Source organism: Sphingomonas melonis (assembly GCF_013409985.1).
GTDB lineage: Bacteria > Pseudomonadota > Alphaproteobacteria > Sphingomonadales > Sphingomonadaceae > Sphingomonas > Sphingomonas melonis_A.
In genome coordinates, this window is sequence record NZ_JACCBY010000007.1 from 151,822 (window position 1) to 172,939 (window position 21,118).

General features: G+C 68.7%; 21 protein-coding genes and 1 tRNA gene. 15 read left to right on the forward strand and 7 right to left on the reverse strand.

Annotated features, from left to right (window positions below; genetic code table 11):
- Positions 1–9: 9 nt before the first annotated feature.
- Positions 10–663 (reverse strand): response regulator transcription factor, encoded by a 654-nt coding sequence (locus HD841_RS18145; protein WP_218845643.1) that lies wholly within the window; start codon positions 661–663, stop codon positions 10–12.
- Between the two features lie 107 nt (positions 664–770).
- On the opposite strand from HD841_RS18145, the gene HD841_RS18150 reads away from it, so the two are divergent.
- Genes HD841_RS18150 through HD841_RS18170 form a run of 5 tightly spaced genes read left to right on the forward strand, consistent with a single transcriptional unit; the run spans position 771 to position 6,388 of the window.
- Positions 771–1,847: an ABC transporter substrate-binding protein gene (locus HD841_RS18150; protein WP_179510295.1), complete on the forward strand. Its 1,077-nt coding sequence runs from the start codon at positions 771–773 to the stop codon at positions 1,845–1,847.
- Complete coding sequence (locus HD841_RS18155; RefSeq protein WP_179510296.1) at positions 1,844–3,343, forward strand: OprO/OprP family phosphate-selective porin; 1,500 nt, start codon at positions 1,844–1,846, stop codon at positions 3,341–3,343. Before HD841_RS18150 ends, HD841_RS18155 begins: the two co-directional genes overlap by 4 nt.
- Before the next feature lie 20 nt (positions 3,344–3,363).
- The gene (locus tag HD841_RS18160) at positions 3,364–4,668 is read left to right on the forward strand and encodes a CitMHS family transporter (RefSeq protein WP_179510297.1); all 1,305 of its coding nucleotides are present in this window, start codon (positions 3,364–3,366) and stop codon (positions 4,666–4,668) included.
- Positions 4,665–5,744: an AbrB family transcriptional regulator gene (locus tag HD841_RS18165; protein ID WP_373563067.1), complete on the forward strand. Its 1,080-nt coding sequence runs from the start codon at positions 4,665–4,667 to the stop codon at positions 5,742–5,744. The genes HD841_RS18160 and HD841_RS18165 overlap by 4 nt, the downstream gene beginning before the upstream one ends.
- Positions 5,720–6,388 (forward strand): alpha/beta fold hydrolase, encoded by a 669-nt coding sequence (locus tag HD841_RS18170; protein WP_179510298.1) that lies wholly within the window; start codon positions 5,720–5,722, stop codon positions 6,386–6,388. The genes HD841_RS18165 and HD841_RS18170 overlap by 25 nt, the downstream gene beginning before the upstream one ends.
- Positions 6,389–6,787: 399 nt before the next feature.
- Here the strand turns inward: HD841_RS18170 and HD841_RS18175 are convergent.
- A tRNA-Leu gene (locus HD841_RS18175) sits at positions 6,788–6,874 on the reverse strand.
- A 108-nt stretch (positions 6,875–6,982) separates the two neighbouring features.
- Here HD841_RS18175 and HD841_RS18180 point away from each other — a divergent pair.
- The 6 genes from HD841_RS18180 (at position 6,983) to gltB (ending at position 15,571) form a co-directional block, all read left to right on the forward strand.
- Positions 6,983–7,912: a complex I NDUFA9 subunit family protein gene (locus HD841_RS18180; protein ID WP_179510299.1), complete on the forward strand. Its 930-nt coding sequence runs from the start codon at positions 6,983–6,985 to the stop codon at positions 7,910–7,912.
- Between the two features lie 9 nt (positions 7,913–7,921).
- Positions 7,922–8,719, forward strand: coding sequence for an undecaprenyl-diphosphate phosphatase (locus HD841_RS18185; protein WP_179510300.1), 798 nt, complete (start codon positions 7,922–7,924; stop codon positions 8,717–8,719).
- 153 nt (positions 8,720–8,872) lie between these two features.
- Positions 8,873–10,306 carry an NAD(P)-dependent oxidoreductase gene (locus tag HD841_RS18190; RefSeq protein WP_179510301.1) on the forward strand — a complete coding sequence of 478 codons (1,434 nt, stop codon included), beginning with the start codon at positions 8,873–8,875 and terminating at the stop codon, positions 10,304–10,306.
- Complete coding sequence (locus HD841_RS18195; protein WP_179510302.1) at positions 10,303–10,605, forward strand: nucleotidyltransferase domain-containing protein; 303 nt, start codon at positions 10,303–10,305, stop codon at positions 10,603–10,605. The genes HD841_RS18190 and HD841_RS18195 overlap by 4 nt, the downstream gene beginning before the upstream one ends.
- Positions 10,602–11,072, forward strand: a complete 471-nt coding sequence (locus tag HD841_RS18200; protein WP_179510303.1) for a hypothetical protein — start codon at positions 10,602–10,604, stop codon at positions 11,070–11,072. Before HD841_RS18195 ends, HD841_RS18200 begins: the two co-directional genes overlap by 4 nt.
- A complete protein-coding gene (gene gltB, locus HD841_RS18205) occupies positions 11,069–15,571 on the forward strand; it encodes a glutamate synthase large subunit (protein WP_179510304.1) in 4,503 nt (1,500 codons plus the stop codon). Before HD841_RS18200 ends, gltB begins: the two co-directional genes overlap by 4 nt.
- A 14-nt stretch (positions 15,572–15,585) precedes the next feature.
- On the opposite strand, the gene HD841_RS18210 is transcribed toward gltB, so the two are convergent.
- Both HD841_RS18210 and HD841_RS18215 read right to left on the reverse strand, forming a co-directional pair.
- Entirely contained in the window at positions 15,586–15,975 is a 390-nt protein-coding gene (locus HD841_RS18210) for a type II toxin-antitoxin system VapC family toxin (protein WP_179510305.1), read from the reverse strand.
- Positions 15,972–16,226 carry a type II toxin-antitoxin system VapB family antitoxin gene (locus HD841_RS18215; RefSeq protein ID WP_179510306.1) on the reverse strand — a complete coding sequence of 85 codons (255 nt, stop codon included), beginning with the start codon at positions 16,224–16,226 and terminating at the stop codon, positions 15,972–15,974. Before HD841_RS18215 ends, HD841_RS18210 begins: the two co-directional genes overlap by 4 nt.
- 96 nt (positions 16,227–16,322) lie before the next feature.
- On the opposite strand from HD841_RS18215, the gene HD841_RS18220 reads away from it, so the two are divergent.
- Together HD841_RS18220 and HD841_RS18225 are read left to right on the forward strand one after the other, a co-directional pair.
- A complete protein-coding gene (locus HD841_RS18220) occupies positions 16,323–16,997 on the forward strand; it encodes a glutathione S-transferase family protein (RefSeq protein WP_038665920.1) in 675 nt (224 codons plus the stop codon).
- The gene (locus HD841_RS18225) at positions 16,984–17,331 is read left to right on the forward strand and encodes a tRNA-binding protein (protein ID WP_179510307.1); all 348 of its coding nucleotides are present in this window, start codon (positions 16,984–16,986) and stop codon (positions 17,329–17,331) included. The genes HD841_RS18220 and HD841_RS18225 overlap by 14 nt, the downstream gene beginning before the upstream one ends.
- 177 nt (positions 17,332–17,508) lie before the next feature.
- On the opposite strand, the gene HD841_RS18230 is transcribed toward HD841_RS18225, so the two are convergent.
- Positions 17,509–17,940 carry a DUF1810 domain-containing protein gene (locus HD841_RS18230; protein WP_179510308.1) on the reverse strand — a complete coding sequence of 144 codons (432 nt, stop codon included), beginning with the start codon at positions 17,938–17,940 and terminating at the stop codon, positions 17,509–17,511.
- 41 nt (positions 17,941–17,981) lie between these two features.
- Here HD841_RS18230 and HD841_RS18235 point away from each other — a divergent pair, with 41 nt between their 5' ends.
- Positions 17,982–18,488: a hypothetical protein gene (locus HD841_RS18235; protein ID WP_179510309.1), complete on the forward strand. Its 507-nt coding sequence runs from the start codon at positions 17,982–17,984 to the stop codon at positions 18,486–18,488.
- A 3-nt stretch (positions 18,489–18,491) separates the two neighbouring features.
- The gene (locus tag HD841_RS18240) at positions 18,492–19,112 is read left to right on the forward strand and encodes a YbhB/YbcL family Raf kinase inhibitor-like protein (RefSeq protein WP_179510310.1); all 621 of its coding nucleotides are present in this window, start codon (positions 18,492–18,494) and stop codon (positions 19,110–19,112) included.
- 281 nt (positions 19,113–19,393) lie between these two features.
- Here the strand turns inward: HD841_RS18240 and HD841_RS18245 are convergent, their stop codons facing one another.
- Together HD841_RS18245 and HD841_RS18250 are read right to left on the reverse strand one after the other, a co-directional pair.
- Positions 19,394–20,464, reverse strand: a complete 1,071-nt coding sequence (locus tag HD841_RS18245) for a GGDEF domain-containing protein (protein WP_179510311.1) — start codon at positions 20,462–20,464, stop codon at positions 19,394–19,396.
- A 62-nt stretch (positions 20,465–20,526) separates the two neighbouring features.
- Positions 20,527–21,057: a peroxiredoxin gene (locus HD841_RS18250; RefSeq protein WP_179510312.1), complete on the reverse strand. Its 531-nt coding sequence runs from the start codon at positions 21,055–21,057 to the stop codon at positions 20,527–20,529.
- Positions 21,058–21,118 lie beyond the last annotated feature (61 nt).

Here is a 21,118-nt window from a genome sequence, read left to right on the forward strand (position 1 = left end):
CATCGCGCGTCACCCCGCATCGAGCAGATACCCCACGCCGCGCACGGTGCGGATCTGCGGACCGTCGGGGGCGAGCTTGCTGCGCAGGCGGGTGACGTTGACCTCGATCGCATTGGGGCCGACCGGCTCGTCATAGCCGAACACCTCGGCGAGCAGCAGTTCGCGCGGCACCACCTGGCCGGCGCGGGTGGCGAGCGCGTCGAGCACCGCCCATTCGCGGCGACGCAGGTCGAGCGCGCGGCCGGCGACCTCCGCCTGCCCGGTCGAGCGGTTGAGCGTCAGCGCGCCGATCGTCACCACCGGCGTCGGATCGCCACCACGGCGCCGGCCGAGCGCACGTACGCGCGCCTCCAGTTCCTGCGGTTCGAACGGCTTGCGCAGATAATCGTCGGCGCCGAGGTCGAGCCCGCGCACCCGGTCGTCGAGCGCGTCGCGCGCGGTCAGCATCAGCACCGGCACCTTCTCGCCGCGCCGCCGCAGCCGTTCGAGCACGGTGAAGCCGTCGATGTCGGGCAGGCCGACGTCGAGGATCAGCAGCGCATAGGGTTCGCCCGAGATCAGGGTCAGCCCCTCCTCGCCGCTCGCCGAGTGATCGACCGCATGGCCGCCCGCGCGCAGCAGCGCGGCGATGCTCCGGGCGAGCGCCGCATCATCCTCGATCATCAGGATTCGCATGGCTTCACCCGGTGAAAGGTTGCTGACAGGTGCGCCGGATATCCCACGATGGCAGCTTATCCGATCACAGAAGCGGAAAAGCGAGAGGAGCCGGGATGCGGACGATCCTATTCGGGACGATGATGGTGCTGACGGCAGCGGGGACGGCGCATGCGCAGACCCGGCCGGCGGGCTATCCGCGCTCCTATGACGGGCTGATCGCCGCAGCGAAGGCGGAGGGCGGGCTGACCGTCTACGGCAATGCCGATCGCCGCGAGCTGGTCGGCGTCGTCGCCGGCTTCCACCGCCTCTACCCGACGATCCGCGTCCGCTACGTCGACCTCGGCTCGATCGACATCTACCGCCGGCTGGTCGGCGAGACGCGCGCGCGCCGGCCGTCGGCGGACCTCGTCTGGTCGTCGGCGATGGCGCTGCAGGTCAAGCTGATCAACGACGGCTTCGGCCAGAGCTATGCCAGCCCGGAGAAGCCGGCGCTGCCGCCGCAGGCGGTGTGGAAGAACATCGGCTATGGCGTCACCGCCGAGCCGATCGGCATCGTCTACAACCGCCGGCTGATCCCCGACGCGCAGCGGCCGCGCAGCCATGCCGCGCTCGAAGCGCTGCTGCGCCAGCGCCGCGCGCAATTCACCGGCCGCGTCACCACCTTCGACCCGGTCCGCTCGAACGTCGGCTATCTCTATCTGACCGAGGATCTGGCGATCACCCGCGACAGCCGCGCGCTGATGGCGGCGATCGCGGCGACCAAGCCGGTGCTGGCGGAGCGGACCGAGCCGATGCTCGCCGCGGTCGCCGCCGGGCGGCAGGCGATCGCCTATAACGTCGTCGCCTCCTACGCGCTGGAGCAGGCGAAGCGCGATCCCCGGCTCGGCGTGGTGCTGCCGAGCGACTATACGATCGTCTCGTCGCGCATCGCCTTCATCGCGCGCCAGGCGCGCTCGCCCGCCAGCGCCAAGCTGTTCCTCGATTTCCTGCTGTCGCGCCGCGGCCAGAGCCTGCTGGCCGCGCGCAGCCTGTGGCCGGTGCGCGCCGACGTGCCGGCGCGGCGGCTGCCCGCGGCACAGGCGCGCCCGATCCGCGTCGGGCCGCAACTTCTCGTCCCCCTCGACCGCATCACCCGCCAGCGCTTCCTGCGCGACTGGCAGGCGATCCTTGCCGGAGCCCCCCTTCGATGATCCTGCGTACCGGATGCGCCCTGTTGGCGCTTGTCGTCGCCACCCCCGCTTTGGCGCAGACGCCCAGCCAGGCGGACCTTGCCGAGCTGGTGCGGGCACAGGCGGCGGAGATCGCGGCGCTCAAGGCGCGGCTCGACCGGATCGAGGGCCAGCAGGCGCTCGCCGCGACCCCCGCACCGGCACCCGTGCCCGCGCCGGCGCAGACGCAGACGCCGCCGCAACAGGTCGCGCAGGCGGCGCCGCCGGCGGTCCGCCGCACGGTGCCGTTCGCGCCGCAGCTGGTGCCGCCCGGCCCCGCCGACCGCGACGTCGCGCAGGCGACCGCGGCGCGCGACAATCCCTCGGGGGTCACCACCGAATGGGGATCGGGCCTGCCCGTCTTCCACTCGGCGGACGGCGTCTACACGTTCAAGCCGCGCGGCCGCATCCTCGCCGACGTCAGCAGCACCTTCGGCTCCAAATCGGACACGCGCAACCTCACCACCACCGGCATGCGCGCGCTGCGCCTCGGGCTGGAGGGCGGCGTCGGCGCGCATTTCTTCTACCAGATGGAGGCCGATTTCTCGGAGAACGAGGTCGATGTCGTCACCGCCTTCATGGGCTGGCGCAACCGCATCGCGCCGGGGATCGACTATGACGTCCGCGCCGGCCATCTGTTCAACGACCGCGGCTTCGAGGGCTCGACCGGCTCGGACTCGACGCCGTTCCTCGAACGCACGACGGTCGCCACCGCGATCATCCCGCAGCGCGGCTTCTACGGCATCGGCATCATGCCGCGGCTGTTCTGGAAGACCGGCCACGCCTCGCTGACCGTCACCGGCGACCGCGTCGACGGCAGCCAGGCGGTGAGCGACGGCCGTACCGTGCTCGGCCGCGCGCACTGGAACCCGATCAAGACCGACGACACGGTGATGCATGTCGGCGCCTGGGGCTTCGACGAGAGCCTGTCGCCCGCCGCGACGACGCTGACCCGCAATACGGTGATCGGCGGCCGCTTCAACGGCGGCCTGCGCGTCTCCACCGGCACCCTGCTCGGCGGCACCGGCACCACCGGCTATGGCGTCGAACTCGGCGGCTATCGCGGTCCGTTGTGGGTGATGGGCGAGGCGGGGCGGCGCGTCGCGCGGCTCGACGGCGGCCGCTCCGATTTCGTCAGCAAGGCGTGGAGCCTGTCGGGCGGTTTCTTCATCACCGGCGACCTGCCGCCGTACAATCCGCGCCTCGGCAGCTTCGGCCAGCCCAAGGTCAAGCGGCCGACATTCGATGGCGGTCCCGGCGCGATCGAGCTGACCGCCCGCTATGAGAGTCTCGACTATACCGATCTCGTCACCGGCGGCGAGGGCTGGGCGGGGACTCTCGGCGTGAACTGGTACCTCAACAGTTTCACGCGGCTGCAGGTCAACGGCATCCATTGGGACACCGACAATCGCAGCGGCGCCGTCATCGGCTCCGACTCCGGCGAGACCGTCAGCGCCCGCGTCGCCGTCACCTTCTGACCTTCCCAAGGATTTTGCCCATGGATTTGGCGCTGCTCGGCTTCCTGATGGTGGCCACCTTCATGACGCTCATCATGACCAAGCGGATGACCCCGCTGGTCGCGCTGATCGTCATCCCGACGCTGTTCGGCGTGATCGCCGGCCAGGCGGCGGGGCTCGGCGACATGATGATCGACGGCATCAAGAACCTCGCGCCAACTGGCGTGATGCTGCTGTTCGCGATCCTGTTCTTCTCGACGATGACCGATACCGGCCTGTTCGATCCGCTGGTCGGTCGGCTGATCCGGCTGGTGCACGGCGATCCCACGCGCATCCTGCTCGGCACCGTCGTGCTGTGCGCGTTGGTCAGCCTCGATGGCGACGGCTCGACCACCTATATCATTACGATCGCCGCGCTGCTGCCGCTCTACAAGCGCTACGACATGAACCGGCTGTATCTGTGCTGCCTGTTGATGGCGACCAGCGGCATCATGAACCTGACGCCATGGGGCGGCCCGACCGCGCGCGCGGCGAGCGCGCTCAAGCTCGACCCGGCGACATTGTTCCTGCCGCTGATCCCCGGCATGATCGCCGGCCTCGCCAGCCTGCTCGCGCTCGCCGTGTGGTTCGGCCGCAGGGAGCGCGCCCGCATCGGCGCGGTGCAGGCGCGCGACGACGCCGACTTCACCGGCATGGCGGTGTCGCAATATCCCGAGGCGCGCCGGCCGAAGCTGATCTGGTTCAACGGCCTGCTCGTCGTCACGCTGCTGACCCTGCTCGTCTGGGGGCTGCTGCCGCTGTCGGTGCTGATGATGATCGCTTTCGCGATCGCGATGATCGTCAATTATCCCGGCGTCGCCGAGCAGAAGGAGCGGATTGCCGCGCACGCCGGCAACGTGCTGTCGGTGGTGTCGCTGATCTTCGCCGCCGGCATCTTCACCGGCATCCTCGGCGGCACCGGCATGGTCGAGGCGATGAGCAAGGAGGTCGTCGGCATGATCCCGCCGGTGATGGGCCCCTATATGGCGCCGATCACCGCCCTGCTCAGCCTGCCCTTCACCTTCTTCATCTCCAACGACGCCTTCTACTTCGGCATGCTGCCGATCCTCGCCGAGGCGGGCGCGCATTACGGCGTGTCGCCGATCGCGATCGCCCGCGCCTCGCTGATGGGCCAGCCGGTCCATCTGCTCAGCCCGCTGGTGCCCTCCACCTATCTGCTGGTCAGCCTCGCCGGCGTCGATCTCGCCGACCACCAGCGGTTCACGCTGCTGCCGGCAATCATGGTCTGCGCGGTGATGACGTTGGTCGGCATGATCGCGCTCGCCTTCCCGTTCGTCGCCGGGTGAGCCGCGCCGCCGCCTCGATCGCGCTGCGCTTCGCCGCGGCGCTGCTCGTCGGCGGCGCGGGCGGCGCGCTGTTCCACGCTTTGGGGGCGCCGCTGCCCTGGGTGCTCGGCTCGATGGCGGCGTGTGCCGCGGCGAGCGTCGCGGGTGCGCCGATCCGCGCCTCGGCAGCGACGCGGCGGCCGATGGCGGCGGTGATCGGCGTCGTGCTCGGCAGCAGCTTTCATCCCGGGCTGGTCGCGCAGGCGCGCGACTGGCTCGTGCCGCTCGCGCTGCTGCCGCTGTTCCTGGCGAGCGCGGCTTTGCTCTGCGTCCTCTATTTCCGCAAGGTGGCGCGCTTCGACCCCGCCACCGCCTATTTCGCCGGCATGCCGGGCGGCATCGCCGAGATGGTGCTGATGGGCGCAGACCGCGGTGCCGACGAACGCGCGATCGGATTGATCCACGGCGCGCGTATCTTCCTCGTAATTTTCACCCTGCCCTGGGCCGTGCACCTGATCCGCCCCGCGGCGGAGCAGGCGATGGCCGCCGCGCCGGCTGGCGGCGGCGCGTTGGACGCCACGCTGCTGCTGTGGGGCGGCGGGTGCATCGCGCTCGGGCTGCTGCTCGGCCGGGCGCTGCGGCTGCCGGCGTGGCATCTCATCGGGCCGCTCGCAGTCAGCGCCGCGGTGCATCTCACCGGATGGAGCGACTTCCGCATCCCCGGCTGGATCGTCGGCGCGGCGCAGGTCGGCCTCGGCGCCACGATCGGCTGCCGCTTCGTCGGGCTGACGCTGGCGACGCTCGGCCGCACCTTGCTGCTCGCCGCCGGCTCGACCGCGATCCTGCTGACGCTCACCATCGCCTGGGCGGCGGCCATCGCCGCGCTGACCGATCTCGACCCGGTGCTGCTGGTGCTCGGCTATTCGCCCGGCGGGCTGGCCGAGATGAGCATGGTCGCGCTCGGCCTGTCACTCGAACCCGGTTTCGTCATCGTCCACCATCTCACCCGCGTCGTGCTGGTGCTGATCGGGGCGCCGCTTGCCTTCCGCCGCCCCCAACCCCCGGAGACCTTATGGACCGACCGCGCCTGCCCCTGATGCTGCTGCCCGCGATGGGCTGCGACGGGCGCCTGTGGGCGCGCCAGATCATGGACCTTGCCGACATCGCCGAGCCCGAGTTCGGCGACCTGTCGCAGGATACGACGATCGGCGCGATGGCGGCGCGGGTGCTCGCCACGATGCCGCCGCGCAGCGCCGTCGCCGGCGTCAGCCTCGGCGGCTATGTCGCGCTCGAGATGGTGCGCCAGGCGCCCGAGCGGGTCACCCGCATCGCGCTGTTCGGCACGCGTGCCTCGATGGAGCCGCGCGCGCGCACCGTCGCCGATCAGGGCCTGATCGCCACCGCGCCGCACGCCGATCCGCAACTGTCCGCCATCGTCAGCGGCCCGGCGCTGGCGATGGCCGAGCGGCTCGGCCCGACGGTCTTCGCGCGCCAGCAGGCCGCGCTGCTCGCCCGGCCCGACATTGCCGAGGCGATCGCTGCGATCCGCGTACCGACGCTGGTCGCGGTCGGGGACCGCGACCGGATCTGCACCCCCGACGACGCCCGCGCCCTGGCTGAGGCGATCCCCGGTGCGCGCCTGCACGTGCTGCGCAATTGCGGCCATCTCTCCCCGATGGAGCGCCCGGGCGAGGTGACGACGCTGCTGCGCCGCTGGCTGCGCGAGGGGGGCGAACGGTAACCGACTATACCGCGGTTTCGCCGCGCATTGCGTGCTCGGTCACTCGATTTTTCGGGCGGGGCCGCATTTGCCCTGCCATACCGCGGTTCGATTTATCTTTGCGGACCAGACCGGGGCTGGCTGTCAGGCATGCAATCGCATGCTGAGAAACGCGCTGGTGGGTGCACCGCGCAGCAATTGGACCGGTGAGTTATCCACAGGCTTGTCCACGAGGTTATCCCTCAGGCGTGCAAGGCACAGCCGACGCTAGCTTCGGCGTCGTTTTTTCCTAAGATGGTACGCAAATCGGGCTTTCTGAAGCCCGCACGACAATTTTTGGTTCGTGCGTCGCCGCAGTTGCCGACCGTCAAGGGCCTCGGCAGCCTGCGTATCCCAAGGCATTTAAGCCCCGGGAAAAAATGGTGCCCAGAAGAGGACTCGAACCTCCACGACCTTGCGATCGCCAGCACCTGAAGCTGGTGCGTCTACCAATTCCGCCATCTGGGCACGGGGTAGGCGGCGGCCTTTAGGGGGGTCTCGGCGCGCTTGTCAACACGGGTTTCGCGGGGCAAGGGGCGAAACATCAGCACAGCGACGAAAAAAGAGGCCCGGGCGATGAAAGACAAGCTGGTTACGATCTTCGGCGGCGGCGGATTCGTCGGCCGCTATGTGGTGCAGGCGCTGCTGCGCGGTGGTGCGCGGGTGCGCGTCGCCGAGCGCGATCCGCGGCATGCGTGGTTTCTCAGGCCGTTGGGCGGTCTCGGCCAAACCCAGTTCGTTGCCGCCGACGTGACGCTGCCCGATACGGTCAAGCGTGCGGTGCAGGGCGCCGACGCGGTGATCAACATGGTCGGCGTGCTCGCGGGCGATTTCGAGCGGATCCATGTCGGCGGTGCGCGCAACGTCGCCGAGGCCGCGGCGGCGGCCGGCGTCGCGACGCTGGTGCATATGTCGGCGATCGGCGCCGATTCGTCGGCGCCCTCCGCCTATGGCAGCAGCAAGGGCCGCGGCGAGGAGGCGGTGCGCGCCGCCTTCCCGCACGCCGCGATCATCCGCCCGTCGATCGTGTTCGGCCGCGAGGATCAGTTCATCAATCGATTCGCGGCGATGATCGGCAAGGCGCCGGTGGTGCCGGTGCTGCGCGCGCCGGTGAAGTTCCAGCCGGTGTTCGCGGCCGATGTCGGCGATGCGATGGCGGCGGCGACCGACGCCCGCTTCGCCGGGCAGACGTTCGAGCTCGGCGGCCCCGACGTGATGACGATGGGCGAGATCATCCGCTGGATCGCCAAGACGATCGGCCGCAGCCCGTCGATCGTCGAACTGCCCGATGCGGCCGGCGCGCTGCTCGCCCGTCTGCCGTTCGCGCCGATCACCAAGGACCAGTGGCTGATGCTCCAGCGCGACAATGTCGTCGCCCTGGGCGCACAGGGGCTGGCGGCGCTTGGCATCCACCCGACCCCGCTGCAGGCGGTCGCGCCCGAATGGCTCGTCCGCTTCCGCCGCACCGGCCGGTTCGGTCGTCGCGCCGAAACCCTCGCCGCCTAAGGACTATTCATGGATCTGCTCACCGTCATCCTCCTCGGCATCGTCGAGGGGGTCACCGAATTCCTGCCCGTCTCCTCGACCGGCCATCTCATTCTCGCCGGCACCTTGCTCGGCGTGCAGGACCAGGCGACCGCGACCTTCGATATCGTCATCCAGCTGGGCGCGATCCTGGCGGTGATCGTCCTGTACTGGCGGCGCTTCTGGGACGTGGCGGTGGGCCTGGTCGGCGGCCAGCCCAAGTCGATCGCCTTCGTGCGCAACATCGTGCTCGGCTTCGTTCCCGCGATGGCGATCGGCCTGGTGGTCTACAAGGCGGTCAAGGCGCTGCTCGAAAGCCCGACGGTCGTCGCGGTCGCGCTGATCATCGGCGGTGTGGCGATCCTCGCGATCGAGCGCATGGTGAAGAAGGCGCGGATCGAATCGGTCGAGGACATGCCGTGGAGTACCGCGCTGACCGTCGGCGTCATCCAGTGCCTGGCGATGATCCCCGGCATCAGCCGTTCGGGCGCGACGATCATGGGGGCGCTCAGCCTCGGCGTCGACCGGCGCGCGGCGGCGGAGTTCTCCTTCTTCCTCGCCATCCCGACGATGCTCGCCGCCTCGGGCTACGACCTGCTGAAGTCGGGCGCGACATTGGGGCAGGGCGAGTGGCTAAGCATCGCGATCGGCTTCGCCGTTTCGTTCGTCGTCGCGCTGGTGGTGATCCGCTGGTTCGTCGGCATCGTCAGCCGTCACGGATTTGCACCTTTCGCATGGTATCGAATCGTCGTCGGCGCGGTCGCCTTGGTCGCGCTGCAGTTGCGATAGGACCGCATCGTTACCTTCTTTGTCGCTGATGAAGCGAGGGGACGTTCGCCAAGCAAGGCGAACTGCAATACTAAGGCAGTATGCCTGCCATATCGGCGATTTTGTGCGTGACATGCCGGGCTTTCCTTCGTAGCTGAGGCGCAAGGAGGCCTCATGCCGCACGATTCCATGCTCAAGTTCGTCGGCCGTCAGCAGGCCTATCCCGCCAAGCGCGCGCCCGAGGCGCGTGCGGAGGACTTCGCGGAGATCGCCGCGCGCTATGCGCCGCCCGCGGCGGAGGACCAGGCGGGGCGCTGCTCGCAATGCGGCGTCCCCTATTGTTCGGTGCATTGCCCGCTGCACAATCATATACCCGACTGGCTGCGGCTGACCGCCGAGGGGCGGCTGCGCGAGGCCTATGAGCTGTCGAACAGCACCTCGACCATGCCCGAGATCTGCGGGCGCATCTGCCCGCAGGACCGTCTGTGCGAGGGCAATTGCGTTATCGAGTTCACCGGCCACGGCGCGGTGACGATCGGCTCGGTCGAGAAGTTCATCACCGATACCGCCTGGGAAGAGGGCTGGGTCGAGCCGCTGGTGCCGGGGCCAGCGCGCGGCCAGTCGGTGGCGGTGATCGGTGCCGGCCCGGCCGGGCTGACCGCGGCGGAATATCTGCGCGGCCATGGCTATGAGGTGCACGTCTACGACCGGCACGATCGCGCCGGCGGGCTGCTGACCTATGGCATCCCCGGCTTCAAGCTGGAAAAGCCCGTCGTCATGCGTCGCGTCGACCGGCTCAAGGCGGGCGGCATCGTCTTCCACGAAGGGTTCAGCGTCGGCGAACAGGCGAGCCTCGACGATCTGCGTCGCGAGCATGACGCGGTGCTGATCGCGACCGGCGTCTACAAGGCGCGCGCGCTCGACGTGGCGGGCGGCGACGACGGCCGTGTGGTGGCGGCGCTCGACTATCTCATCGCGTCGAACCGCAAGGGCTTCGGCGATGCGGTGCCGGCGTTCGATCAGGGCGGACTCGACGCGGCGGGCAAGCATGTCGTCGTGATCGGCGGCGGCGATACCGCGATGGACTGCGTCCGCACCGCGATCCGCCAGGGCGCGGCATCGGTGAAATGCCTGTATCGCCGCGATCGCAAGAACATGCCGGGCAGCCAGCGCGAGGTGACCAATGCCGAGGAGGAGGGTGCCGAGTTCGTCTGGCTCTCCGCTCCTGCGGCGTTCGACAGCGACGGTACGGTGCGCGCGCGCAAGATGCGGCTCGGCGCCCCCGATGCGAGCGGCCGCCGCGCGCCCGAACCCGATCCGAGCGGCGATTTCACGCTCAAGGCCGATCTGGTGATCAAGGCGTTGGGCTTCGATGCCGAGGATCTGCCGGCGCTGTTCGGCGCGCCCGAGCTGGGGGTCAGCCGCTGGGGCACGGTGCTGGTCGACGGCAAGACGCTGATGACCAGCCTCGACGGCGTGTTCGCGGCGGGCGACATCGTGCGCGGCGCGAGCCTGGTGGTCTGGGCGATCCGCGACGGTCGCGATGTCGCCGCGACGATGCACAAGTGGCTGAAGGCGAAAGTGAAGGCGGGAAAGGTCGCGGCGTGAGACTGAAGCAGCGCGATATCGACGCGATCCGTCTCGCCGCGCGCACGACGTTCGGCGAGACCGCGTCCGTCAGCCTGTTTGGCAGTCGCCTCCGCGACGATCTGCGGGGAGGCGACATCGACCTGTTGATCGAAGCCGATCCCAGCGACGAGGCGGAATGGCGGAGGGTCGGTGCCTTTCGCGACCTGCTGTTCCGCCATATCGACGAGCAGAAGGTCGATGTCGTCCTGATCGAGCGAGGCCGCGCGCCATCGGCCTTCGCCCGCCTCGTCCAGCCCGAGGCACGGCCGTTGCCATGACGACCGAGGATTTGATCAAGGCGGCAGCAGCGCGTTGCGACCGGATCGTCGCCGGGTTCGATGACCTTCGGCCGATCCTGACCCCGGTATTGCCGATCATTGGCGACGATCCCTCGCGACTGCCGCTGATCGAACGGATCGCCAGCATCGCGCTGCTGAAACGGTACGAGCAGTTACAAGACATGCTCGGCCGCCTCTTTCGAGCCTACCTGACCTGGGAGCTCGAAGATGTCCGGGCGATGACCCGACGCGATCAGGCCAACCAGCTGGAGAAGCTGGGCATCGTCGAGGATGCCGACGATTGGATCGGTGCGGCGGAACTGCGCAACCGGTTGGTTCACGAATATCCCATTGATGAAGCCGAGCAGGTCGATCGGGTCAACGATACCTGGGATGCTTCGTCCGGCCTTATCCAGGCTTATGTCACTTTGCGAGCGAGGCTCGCCGAACAGGGTCTCATACCATGACTGACCAGCGCGCCTATCTCGCCGAACACGGCATGTACCGCCCCGACAGCGAGGGCGATGCCTGCGGCGTCGGCCTCGTCGCCGCCACCGACGGGCGCGCGTCGCGGCGCGTCGTCCAGTCGGCGGTCGATGCGCTGAAGGCGGTGTGGCACCGCGGCGCGGTCGATGCCGACGGCAAGACCGGCGACGGCGCAGGTATCCATATCGACCTGCCGCACCGCTTCTTCGACGATGCGGTCGTCGCCTCGGGGCACAAGGTGCTCCCCAACCGGCTCGCGGTCGGCATGATCTTCCTGCCGCGCACCGATCTCGGCGCGCAGGAGAATTGCCGCACGATCGTCGAGAGCGCGATCATCGAGGCGGGCTATACCATCTACGGCTGGCGGCAGGTGCCGGTCGACGTGTCGGTGATCGGCCTGAAGGCGCAGACGACGCGGCCCGAGATCGAGCAGATCATGATCGCCGGCCCGCTGCCCGACGACGTCTCCGCCGCCGAGTTCGAGAAGAACCTCTACCTCGTCCGCCGCCGCATCGAGAAGCGCGTCATCGCCGCGCAGATCCAGGGCTTCTACGTCTGCTCGCTGTCGTGCCGCTCGATCGTCTACAAGGGGCTGTTCCTCGCCGAGAGCCTGTCGGTCTTCTATCCCGACCTCCAGGACCAGCGTTTCGAATCGCGCGTCGCGATCTTCCATCAGCGCTATTCGACCAACACCTTCCCGCAATGGTGGCTGGCGCAGCCGTTCCGCTGCCTCGCGCACAATGGCGAGATCAACACGATCCGCGGCAACAAGAATTGGATGCTCAGCCACGAGATCCGCATGGCGAGCCTCGCGTTCGGCGACAATTCGGAGGACATCAAGCCGGTGATCCCCGCCGGCGCATCCGACACCGCCGCGCTCGACGCGGTGTTCGAGGCGATCTGCCGCTCGGGCCGCGACGCGCCGACCGCCAAGCTGATGCTGGTGCCTGAGGCGACCGGTGCCGACACGCCGCCCGATCACGCCGCGATGTACAATTACCTCGCCTCGGTGATGGAGCCGTGGGACGGTCCCGCCGCGCTGGCGATGACCGACGGCCGCTGGGCGGTGGCGGGCGTCGATCGCAACGCGCTGCGGCCGCTGCGCTATACGCAGACCTCCGACGGGTTGCTGATCGTCGGCTCGGAGACCGGCATGGTCGTCGTCCCCGAATCGACCGTCGTCGCCAAGGGCCGGCTCGGGCCGGGGCAGATGATCGCGGTCGATCTCGACAAAGGCCGGGTGCTCGGCGACCGCGAGGTCAAGGACCGGATCGCCGCGGAACACGATTATCCCGCGATGATCGGCGAATTCCACACGCTCGACGACCTGCCCGAGGTCGCCGAGGCGGTGGTCCGCTTCGACCGCGCCAATCTGGCGCGTCGGCAGGTCGCCGCCGGCCAGACCCTCGAGGATATGGAGCTGATCCTGTCGCCGATGGTCGAGACCGCCAAGGAGGCGATCGGCTCGATGGGCGACGATACGCCGCTCGCCGTCATCAGCGACAAGCCGCGCCTCATCAGTCAGTTCTTCCGCCAGAATTTCAGCCAGGTCACCAACCCGCCGATCGATCCGCTGCGCGAGCGCTACGTCATGTCGCTGCGCACCCGGTTCGGCAATCTCGCCAACATCCTCGATACCGAGGATCAGCGTGATCGCGTGCTGGTGCTCGATTCGCCGGTGCTCACCGGCCAGCATTGGGCGCGGCTCAAGGCGCATTTCGCGCGCACCGCGACCGAGATCGACTGCACCTTCGACGCCGAGGGCGGCCCGGAAAAGCTGCGCGCCGCGATCCAGCGCATCCGCAACGAAGCGGAACAGGCGGTGCGGCAGGGCAAGAGCGAGCTGTTCCTGACCGACGAGCATGTCTCGGAAGACCGGATCGCGATCGCCGGCGTGCTGGCGGCGGCGGCGGTGCATACGCATCTCGTCCGCCGGGGGCTGCGTTCCTATGCGTCGATCAACGTCCGCTCGGCGGAATGCCTCGACACGCATTATTATGCGGTGCTGATCGGCGTCGGCGCGACGACGGTGAACGCCTATCTCGCCGAGGCGGCGATCGTCGACCGGCAGGCGCGCGGCCTGTTCGGCGACCTGTCGCTGGACGAGTGCCTCAAGCGCCATCGCCATGCGATCGAGGAAGGGCTGCTCAAGATCATGAGCAAGATGGGGATCGCGGTGATCTCCTCCTATCGCGGCGGCTATAATTTCGAGGCGGTCGGTCTCTCGCGCAGCCTAGTCAACGACCTGTTCCCCGGCATGCCCGCCAAGATCTCGGGCGAGGGCTATAATTCGCTGCACCATTCGGCGATGATGCGGCACGAGCTCGCCTGGGACGAAGGCGTCGCCAAGCTGCCGATCGGCGGCTTCTACCGCCAGCGGCATACCGGCGAGACCCATGCCTATTCGGCGCAGCTCATGCATCTGTTGCAGACCGCGGTGTCGACCGACAGCTATACCAGCTATCTGCAATTCAGCCGCGGCGTCGCCGATTTGCCGCCGGTCTATCTGCGCGACCTGCTCCAGTTCAATTTCCCGAGCGAGGGCGTGCCGGTCGATCAGGTCGAGGCGATCACCGAGATCCGCAAGCGCTTCGTCACCCCGGGCATGTCCTTGGGCGCGCTCAGCCCCGAGGCGCACGAGACGCTGGCGATCGCGATGAACCGCATCGGCGCCAAGGCGGTGTCGGGTGAGGGCGGCGAGGATACCAAGCGCTTCAAGCCTTATGAGAACGGCGACAACGCCAATTCGACGATCAAGCAGATCGCTAGCGGCCGGTTCGGCGTCACCGCCGAATATCTCAACGCCTGCGAGGAGATCGAGATCAAGGTCGCGCAGGGCGCCAAGCCCGGCGAGGGCGGGCAGCTGCCCGGCTTCAAGGTGACCGAGTTCATCGCCAAGCTGCGTCATGCGACGCCGGGCGTGACACTGATCTCGCCGCCGCCGCACCACGACATCTATTCGATCGAGGATCTGGCGCAGCTCATCTACGATCTCAAGCAGATCAACCCGCGGGCGCGCGTTTGCGTCAAGCTGGTCAGCTCGTCGGGGATCGGCACCGTTGCCGCCGGCGTCGCCAAGGCGCATGCGGACGTCATCCTGATTGCCGGCCATGTCGGCGGCACCGGCGCCTCGCCCCAGACCAGCGTCAAATATGCCGGCACGCCGTGGGAGATGGGCCTCAGCGAGGTCAATCAGGTGCTCACGCTCAACGGCCTGCGCGGCCGGGTGCGGCTGCGCACCGACGGAGGGCTGAAGACCGGGCGCGACATCGTCATCGCCGCGATCCTCGGCGCCGAGGAATATGGCATCGGCACATTGAGCCTCGTCGCGATGGGCTGCATCATGGTGCGCCAGTGCCATAGCAACACCTGCCCGGTCGGCGTCTGCACGCAGGATCAGGCCTTGCGCGACAAGTTCGTCGGCACGCCCGAGAAGGTCATCAACCTGATGACCTTCATCGCCGAGGAGGTGCGCGACATCCTCGCCCGGCTCGGCGTGCGCAGCCTCGACGAGGTGATCGGCCGCACCGAATTCCTGCGGCAGGTGAGCCGCGGCGCCGAGCATCTCGACGATCTCGACCTCAACCCGATCCTCGCCAAGGTCGATGCGACCGACGCCGAGCGCCGCTTCTCGCTGTCGACCTTCCGCAACGAGGTGCCCGACAGTCTCGACGCGCAGATCATCAAGGATGCCGCCGCCGTGTTCAGCCGCGGCGAGAAGATGCAGCTCACCTATTCGGTGCGCAACACGCATCGCGCGGTCGGCACGCGGCTGTCGAGCGAGGTCACCCGCCGGTTCGGGATGAGCAAGCTCGCCGACGGTCACGTCACCGTCCGGCTGCGCGGGTCGGCCGGGCAAAGCCTCGGCGCCTTCCTGTGCAAGGGCATCACGCTCGAGGTGTTCGGCGACGCCAACGATTACGTCGGCAAGGGGCTGTCGGGCGGTATCATCGTGCTCCGCCCGGCGGTGTCCTCGCCATTGGCGAGCCAGGACAATACCATCCTCGGCAACACCGTGCTCTATGGCGCGACCTCGGGGACGCTGCTCGCCGCGGGGCAGGCGGGCGAGCGGTTCGCGGTGCGCAATTCGGGCGCGACCGTCGTGGTCGAGGGCTGCGGCGCCAACGGCTGCGAATATATGACTGGCGGCGTCGCGGTGCTGCTCGGCAAGGTCGGACAGAATTTCGGTGCGGGCATGACCGGGGGCATGGCCTTCGTCTACGATCCCGACGGCGAGTTCGCGCAGCGCGCCAATCCGGAGAATATCGTCTGGCAGCGGCTCGCCTCGGCGCATTGGGAGGGCGTGCTGCGCGACCTCGTCGAGCGTCATGCCGCCGCGACCGACAGCAAATGGTCGAAGGGCCTGCTCGCCGACTGGGAGCGGATCGCCGGCGATTTCTGGCAGGTGGTGCCCAAGGAGATGCTGTCGCGGCAGACCTATCCGCTGGATGATTCGGTGGAATTGGTCGCGGCGGAGTAAGCGCGGACGGAGGGTTACAGCGCGGACCGGATATCGGTCCGCGCGAAATCCTCGCCCTTGTAGAGCAAGGGGCAGCCGGCGACGTACGCGACGGCATAGGCCATGCAGTCGCCGTAGTTGAGCGACGCCTGGTGGCGTCCTTTGCCGTAGCGGTCGAAAGCGGCACGCGCGGCCGCAAGATGGATGCCGTCGAAGCTGATCCGCTCGACATCGGCGAGAAGCCGTTCCGTCGCGGCGCGCGCTGACGCTTCACCAACCTTGCTCGCTGTCACCAGATGCAGTTCGAGTTCCGTCGGCCGGCCGATCAACAGGTGCGTGGCGGCCGACATCCGATCGGCGATGCGATCGGCGTCCGGTTCGTTCTGCAACATCGCGACGATCGCTGACGTATCCAGCGCGATCATGTCGGCAGACCATGCTCGTCATAGCCGAGGATTTCGTCTGGTGTGCGTGGATCAAGGATAGGGGCGGCTGCGAAGATCGCCTGCGCTTCCCGCACGCGCTCCATATAATCGGTCCTGCGTGCCTTTTCGCGGTCGCGTTCAAGTTCGTTGCAAACTGCTACGCCGATGGCGTCGCTGAACGACAGGCCTCGACTGGCCGCCAGCTCGCGGATCGCCTGTTCATGCGCTTCGCGTTGGATGTGCACGTCCATCGGATGTCTCGTTCGGAGTTTGTCCCCAATTTATAGACCGGCGGACGGAAGACAACGGCTTCACCTCGCCCCCGCCGATGCCCTACAGGTGGCCGTATGTGGCAGCTTTACCAATTCCCCCTGTGTCCGTTCAGCCGCAAGGTGCGCCTGCTGCTCGGCGAGAAGGGCATCGGCTATGAGCTGGTGCGCGAATCGCCCTGGGACCGGCGCGACGAGTTCATGGACATGAACCCCGCCGGCGAAACGCCGGTGATGGTCGACGCCTCGCGTCCCGGCGCGCCGCTGATCGATTCGATGGCAATCTGCGAATATTTCGAGGAGACGGTCGACAAGGCGGCGACGATCAACGGCACCGCCGCCAACCGCGCCGAGATCCGCCGGCTGGTGAGCTGGTTCGACACGCATTTCTATCGCGACGTCACCGGGCCGCTGCTCCACGAGCGCGTCGTCAAGCGGCTGGCGCATCGCGCCGCGCCCGATGCCAAGGGGCTGCGCGAGGCGATGAAGGCGGCGGTCAGCCACCTCGATTATACCGATTACCTGCTCGATCACCGCAACTGGCTCGGCGGCGCGACCCTGAGCCTCGCCGATCTGGCGGCGGCGGCGCAGATTTCGGTCGCCGATTACCTCGGCGGCATCGACTGGAAGGGGCATGACCAGACCGCACGCTGGTATCGCGGCTTCAAGAGCCGGCCGAGCTTCCGGCCGTTGCTGTCCGAGCGGATGGAGATGATCGGGCCACCGGCGCATTATGACAATGTCGACTTCTGATCCCATCACCTTCGCCGATTTCGAGCGTGTCGACATCCGCGTCGGCACGATCGTCGCCGCCGAACCCTTCCCGGAGGCGCGCAAGCCCGCGATCAAGCTGCGCATCGATTTCGGCGAGGCGATCGGGGTGAAGAAATCCTCGGCGCAGATCACCGACCATTACACGCCCGAGACGCTGGTCGGCCGGCAGGTGGCGGCGGTGGTCAACTTCCCGCCGCGCCAGATTGGCCCGTTCATGTCCGAGGTGCTGACGCTCGGCTTCCCCGATGCCGACGGCAAGGTCGTGCTGATCGGTCCGAGCCTCGCGGTGCCGAACGGCGGGCGTTTGTTCTGATCGACGGAACGGCTCGCCGATCGCACCGGTAACTGTCCGGTTGCGGATAGAATAGGGATCGCGCGGAGGCGCGGAGCACGCCGAAGCGCCACATCTCCGCATCCTGCGCGCCTCCGCGCGACGACATTCTCCGCTGCGATGCGCTTCGACAGGGGAATGTCGATCCAGCCTCCGGGCTCACACCCCCGTGGCGTCGCGCTCCAGCAGCGCCAGCGTCGCGCGATCGCGCTGGCCGCCATAGAAACGCGCCAGCGCGGCCTCGAACGGCGTCGGGTCGTCCGCCACCGCGGCGAACAGCGTCATCGACGATTGCAGCTTCATCGCATCGATCTCGCCGAGGATCGCGGTGGCGCTGCCCGGCGCGGCGGTGACCGTCCGCGTCGCCTCGACCAGCCGCGCGCCGAGCAGGGGGTGCGCGCAATAGGCACGCGCCTCGGCCGCGTCGCGGATCGCGTAGAAGCGTGCGGTCTCGCTGCGGCCGAGGCCGGCGATCTGCGGGAACACGAACCACATCCAATGGCTCGTCTTGCGCCCGCGGCGCAGCTCGGCGAGCGCCTGATCGTGGACAAGTGCTTGAGCGGACAGGAAACGATCGAGCTGTTGCGTCATGGGGCAAGCAACCGCCGGGCCGCCTGCCGCGTTCCACCCTTATGCGCCTCCTCTCCCTTGTCCCGCTCCTGCTGCTCGCCGCGTGCGGCAGCGGCCAATCCGCCAGCGAGGACAATGCCGCCGCGGCGCACTTCGTGCCGCCGCCGACCCAGCCGCCCAAGCCGCTGCCCGGACAGGAGCACAGCAATCCGATCACCGCCTATGTCGGCAAATATCCCGGCGACGCCGTCGACGGCGTCGGTTTCTACGATCGCACCGAGGTGTCGCGCGCGCTGATCGACGCGGTCGGCGACGATGCGATCCGCCATCGCTTCACCGCGCGGGATGCGGTCGCGGTGCCGATCTACCAGACCAAGGACGGCCGCCTCGCCGCACACGCCTGCGAGGCGCACAATTGTGACGGCAAGGACTGGACCTTCCTCGTCGCACCCGACGGCACGCGCGGCGAGGCCTGCTATCACGACGGCGAGACGATGGGCGCGACCAGCCGCTGGTATGCCGCCGGGGCGCCGCCGAAATCCCGTCCCGGCGATTGTCCGCAGGAGTAAGCGATGCTCGAACATGTCCCCGCCTGGCTCGGTCAGGCGCTGAGCGGCGTCCGCGCCGGTGCCGACAAGCTGGCGATCGCGCGACCGGAACTGGGTTCGGCCTTCCCCGCGCTCGATCTGACCAGCCCCGCCTTCGCCGATGGCGCGCGGCTGCCCGATCGCTTCACCGCGGACGGGGCGGGCGTCTCGCCGCCGCTGACCTGGGGTGCCGCGCCCGAGGGCACCGCGCTGTTCGCGCTGCTGGTCGAGGATGCCGACGCACCCGCGCCGCAGCCGCTCGTCCATGCGGTGGTCTGGGGCATCGCCGCCGATGCCGGCCGGCTGGAGGAAGGCGCGATCGTCGGCGACGGCGCCGGGTCGCCCGACCGTGATGTCGGCCGCAATTCCTATCTGCGCGAGGGCTGGCTGCCGCCCGATCCGCCGACCGGGCATGGCACGCATCGCTATGTCTTTCAGCTGTTCGCCCTGGGGCCGGATGTCGGGGCGCCGGGCGAGACACCGGGGCGCAGCGCGATCGTCGAGGCGATGGCGGGGCATGTGCTCGCTGCCGGATTGTTGACCGCGACCTATGGCCGCGGCGAGGCGGCGGCGGTCGGCCCCGTCGGGGCCGCCGCGCCCGCCTGAGCCGTCAGGCGATCGGCGACACCGGGATCGCGGCGCTGATCGCGACGGCGGCGAAGGCGAAGGCCGCGACGATCGAGAAGGCGGTGCGCTGGGCGAGTTCGAAACGGAGAAACATGGTCTTTATCCCTTTTGGTTGATCGCGGCGCTGGGTCGCCGCCGATGCCAGGGACTTTGCAGACGCCGTGCCAAATCCGCCAAACGGCTGATTTCTGCGGAAAACATGGCGAGCGTCGAATGCGATTGGTAGTTTGCGCCAGTCCCCCTGGCGCGTTCCGCCACAATCAGGCGGCGCACACCCGGTCGCGACCCTCGGCCTTGGCGGTATAGAGCAACCGATCGGCGCGATCGAAGGCGTCGGTCAGCGTCTCGCCGGCATGGACCGCGGTCACGCCGATCGACACCGTCACCTGGCCCAGCGGCCGGTCGGTCTCGCGCAGGCGGAAGCGCTTGCTGGAGATCGTGTCGCGCACCCCGTCGAGATGCGCCGCGGCATCCGCCAGCGCGACGCCGTGCAGCAGCACCGCGAATTCTTCGCCGCCGTGGCGGACGACGAGATGGTCGTCGCATTCGTCGGCCAGCGTCCGTGCCACTGCGCTCAGCACCCGGTCGCCGACCGGATGGCCGTGCACATCGTTGATCCGCTTGAACCGGTCGATGTCGCACACCGCGAGGCAGAACGGGCCGTCGAGCTCGCGCCGCACCGCGAACGCCTCGTCGAAGGCGCGGCGGTTGGGCAGGCCGGTCAGCGGATCGCGCCGTGCCGTGTCGTTCGCCTCGGCCAGCTTGGCGCGCAGCGCCTCCGCCTCGTCGGTCGCCTTGGCGAGCCGCGTCTCCGCCTCGCGGATACGGGTCAGCATCGCGCCGGTGATCCGGGCGATCTCGTCGAGCCCCGCCGCGGCGGGGACCGCCGGCGCCGTGTTGCGGATCGCCGCCGCGCTCTGCGCGAGGTCGCGGCCGAAGCCGCGCGTCTCGTCCTGCATCTCGCGCATCATCGTCGCAAAGCCATCGACCTGCGCCTGTGTCGTCGCCACCAAAACGGCGGCATCCTCGTCGCACAGGCCGTGGTCGGCGGAGCGCCGGTCGGGCGACTCGGTGACGCCGCTTCCGCCGCCGGCGCCGGTACCGGCATGGACGGTGCCGCCCAGCGCCTCGATATCGGAACGGCTGAGCCGGATGCCGCCGTCGGTCAGCCGTCGCACCGCCGAGGCGATCGCCCCCTGCGGGTCGGCGATGACGTCATAGGCGAAGCTGTAATGCGCCGGCTCGGGCGACAGGCCGTGATCCGCAAGGAAGTGGCCGATCTGCGTAAACAGATCGGTTTTGCCGTCCTTCCTCGCTGCAGACCCGCGCATGTCCCACCCTTCGTTCGCGAGCGCTTATAAAAGCGATTGATTAGCGGAGGGTTGCAGATTGGTCAGGAATGGCGGAGCTTGCGCACCGCGGCGAGCGTCAGCGCGACGTGCTGCGCCGGGTTCATGTCGTCATGGACATAGGCGACCCGGCCATCGCTGGCGATGACATAGCTGGTGCGCTTGGTCAGCGCGCGACCACCGCCGTTGAGCGCGACGTCATAGCCCTTGATCACGCCCGGCCCGGCGCTGGCGACGGCGAACTTGCCGGCGCATTTCTCCGCCGAGAAGCGCTGCAGCGTCGGCACGTCGTCGGCCGACATGCCGATCACCGTCGCGCCCGCCTTCTGGAACTCGGGGATCGCCTCGGCGAAGGCATGCGCTTCGGCATTGCAACCGCCGGTGAACGCCGCCGGGAAGAAATACAGCACCACCGGCCCCTTCTTCAGCTGCTGCGCCAGGTCGATGCCGACCACCTTGCCGGCGACCGCGCCGCGCGTGGAGAAGGCGGGCGCCTTGGCGCCGACCGGCAGGCCGGCGAGCGCGGGGGTGGCGATCAGGGCGACGGCGGCGATGGCGGCGGGAAACAGGCGCATGGAAGATCCTCTCGACTTTCGTGCACCCTAGCGCGGCCCAGGCCGCCGCGATAGGGCAGGT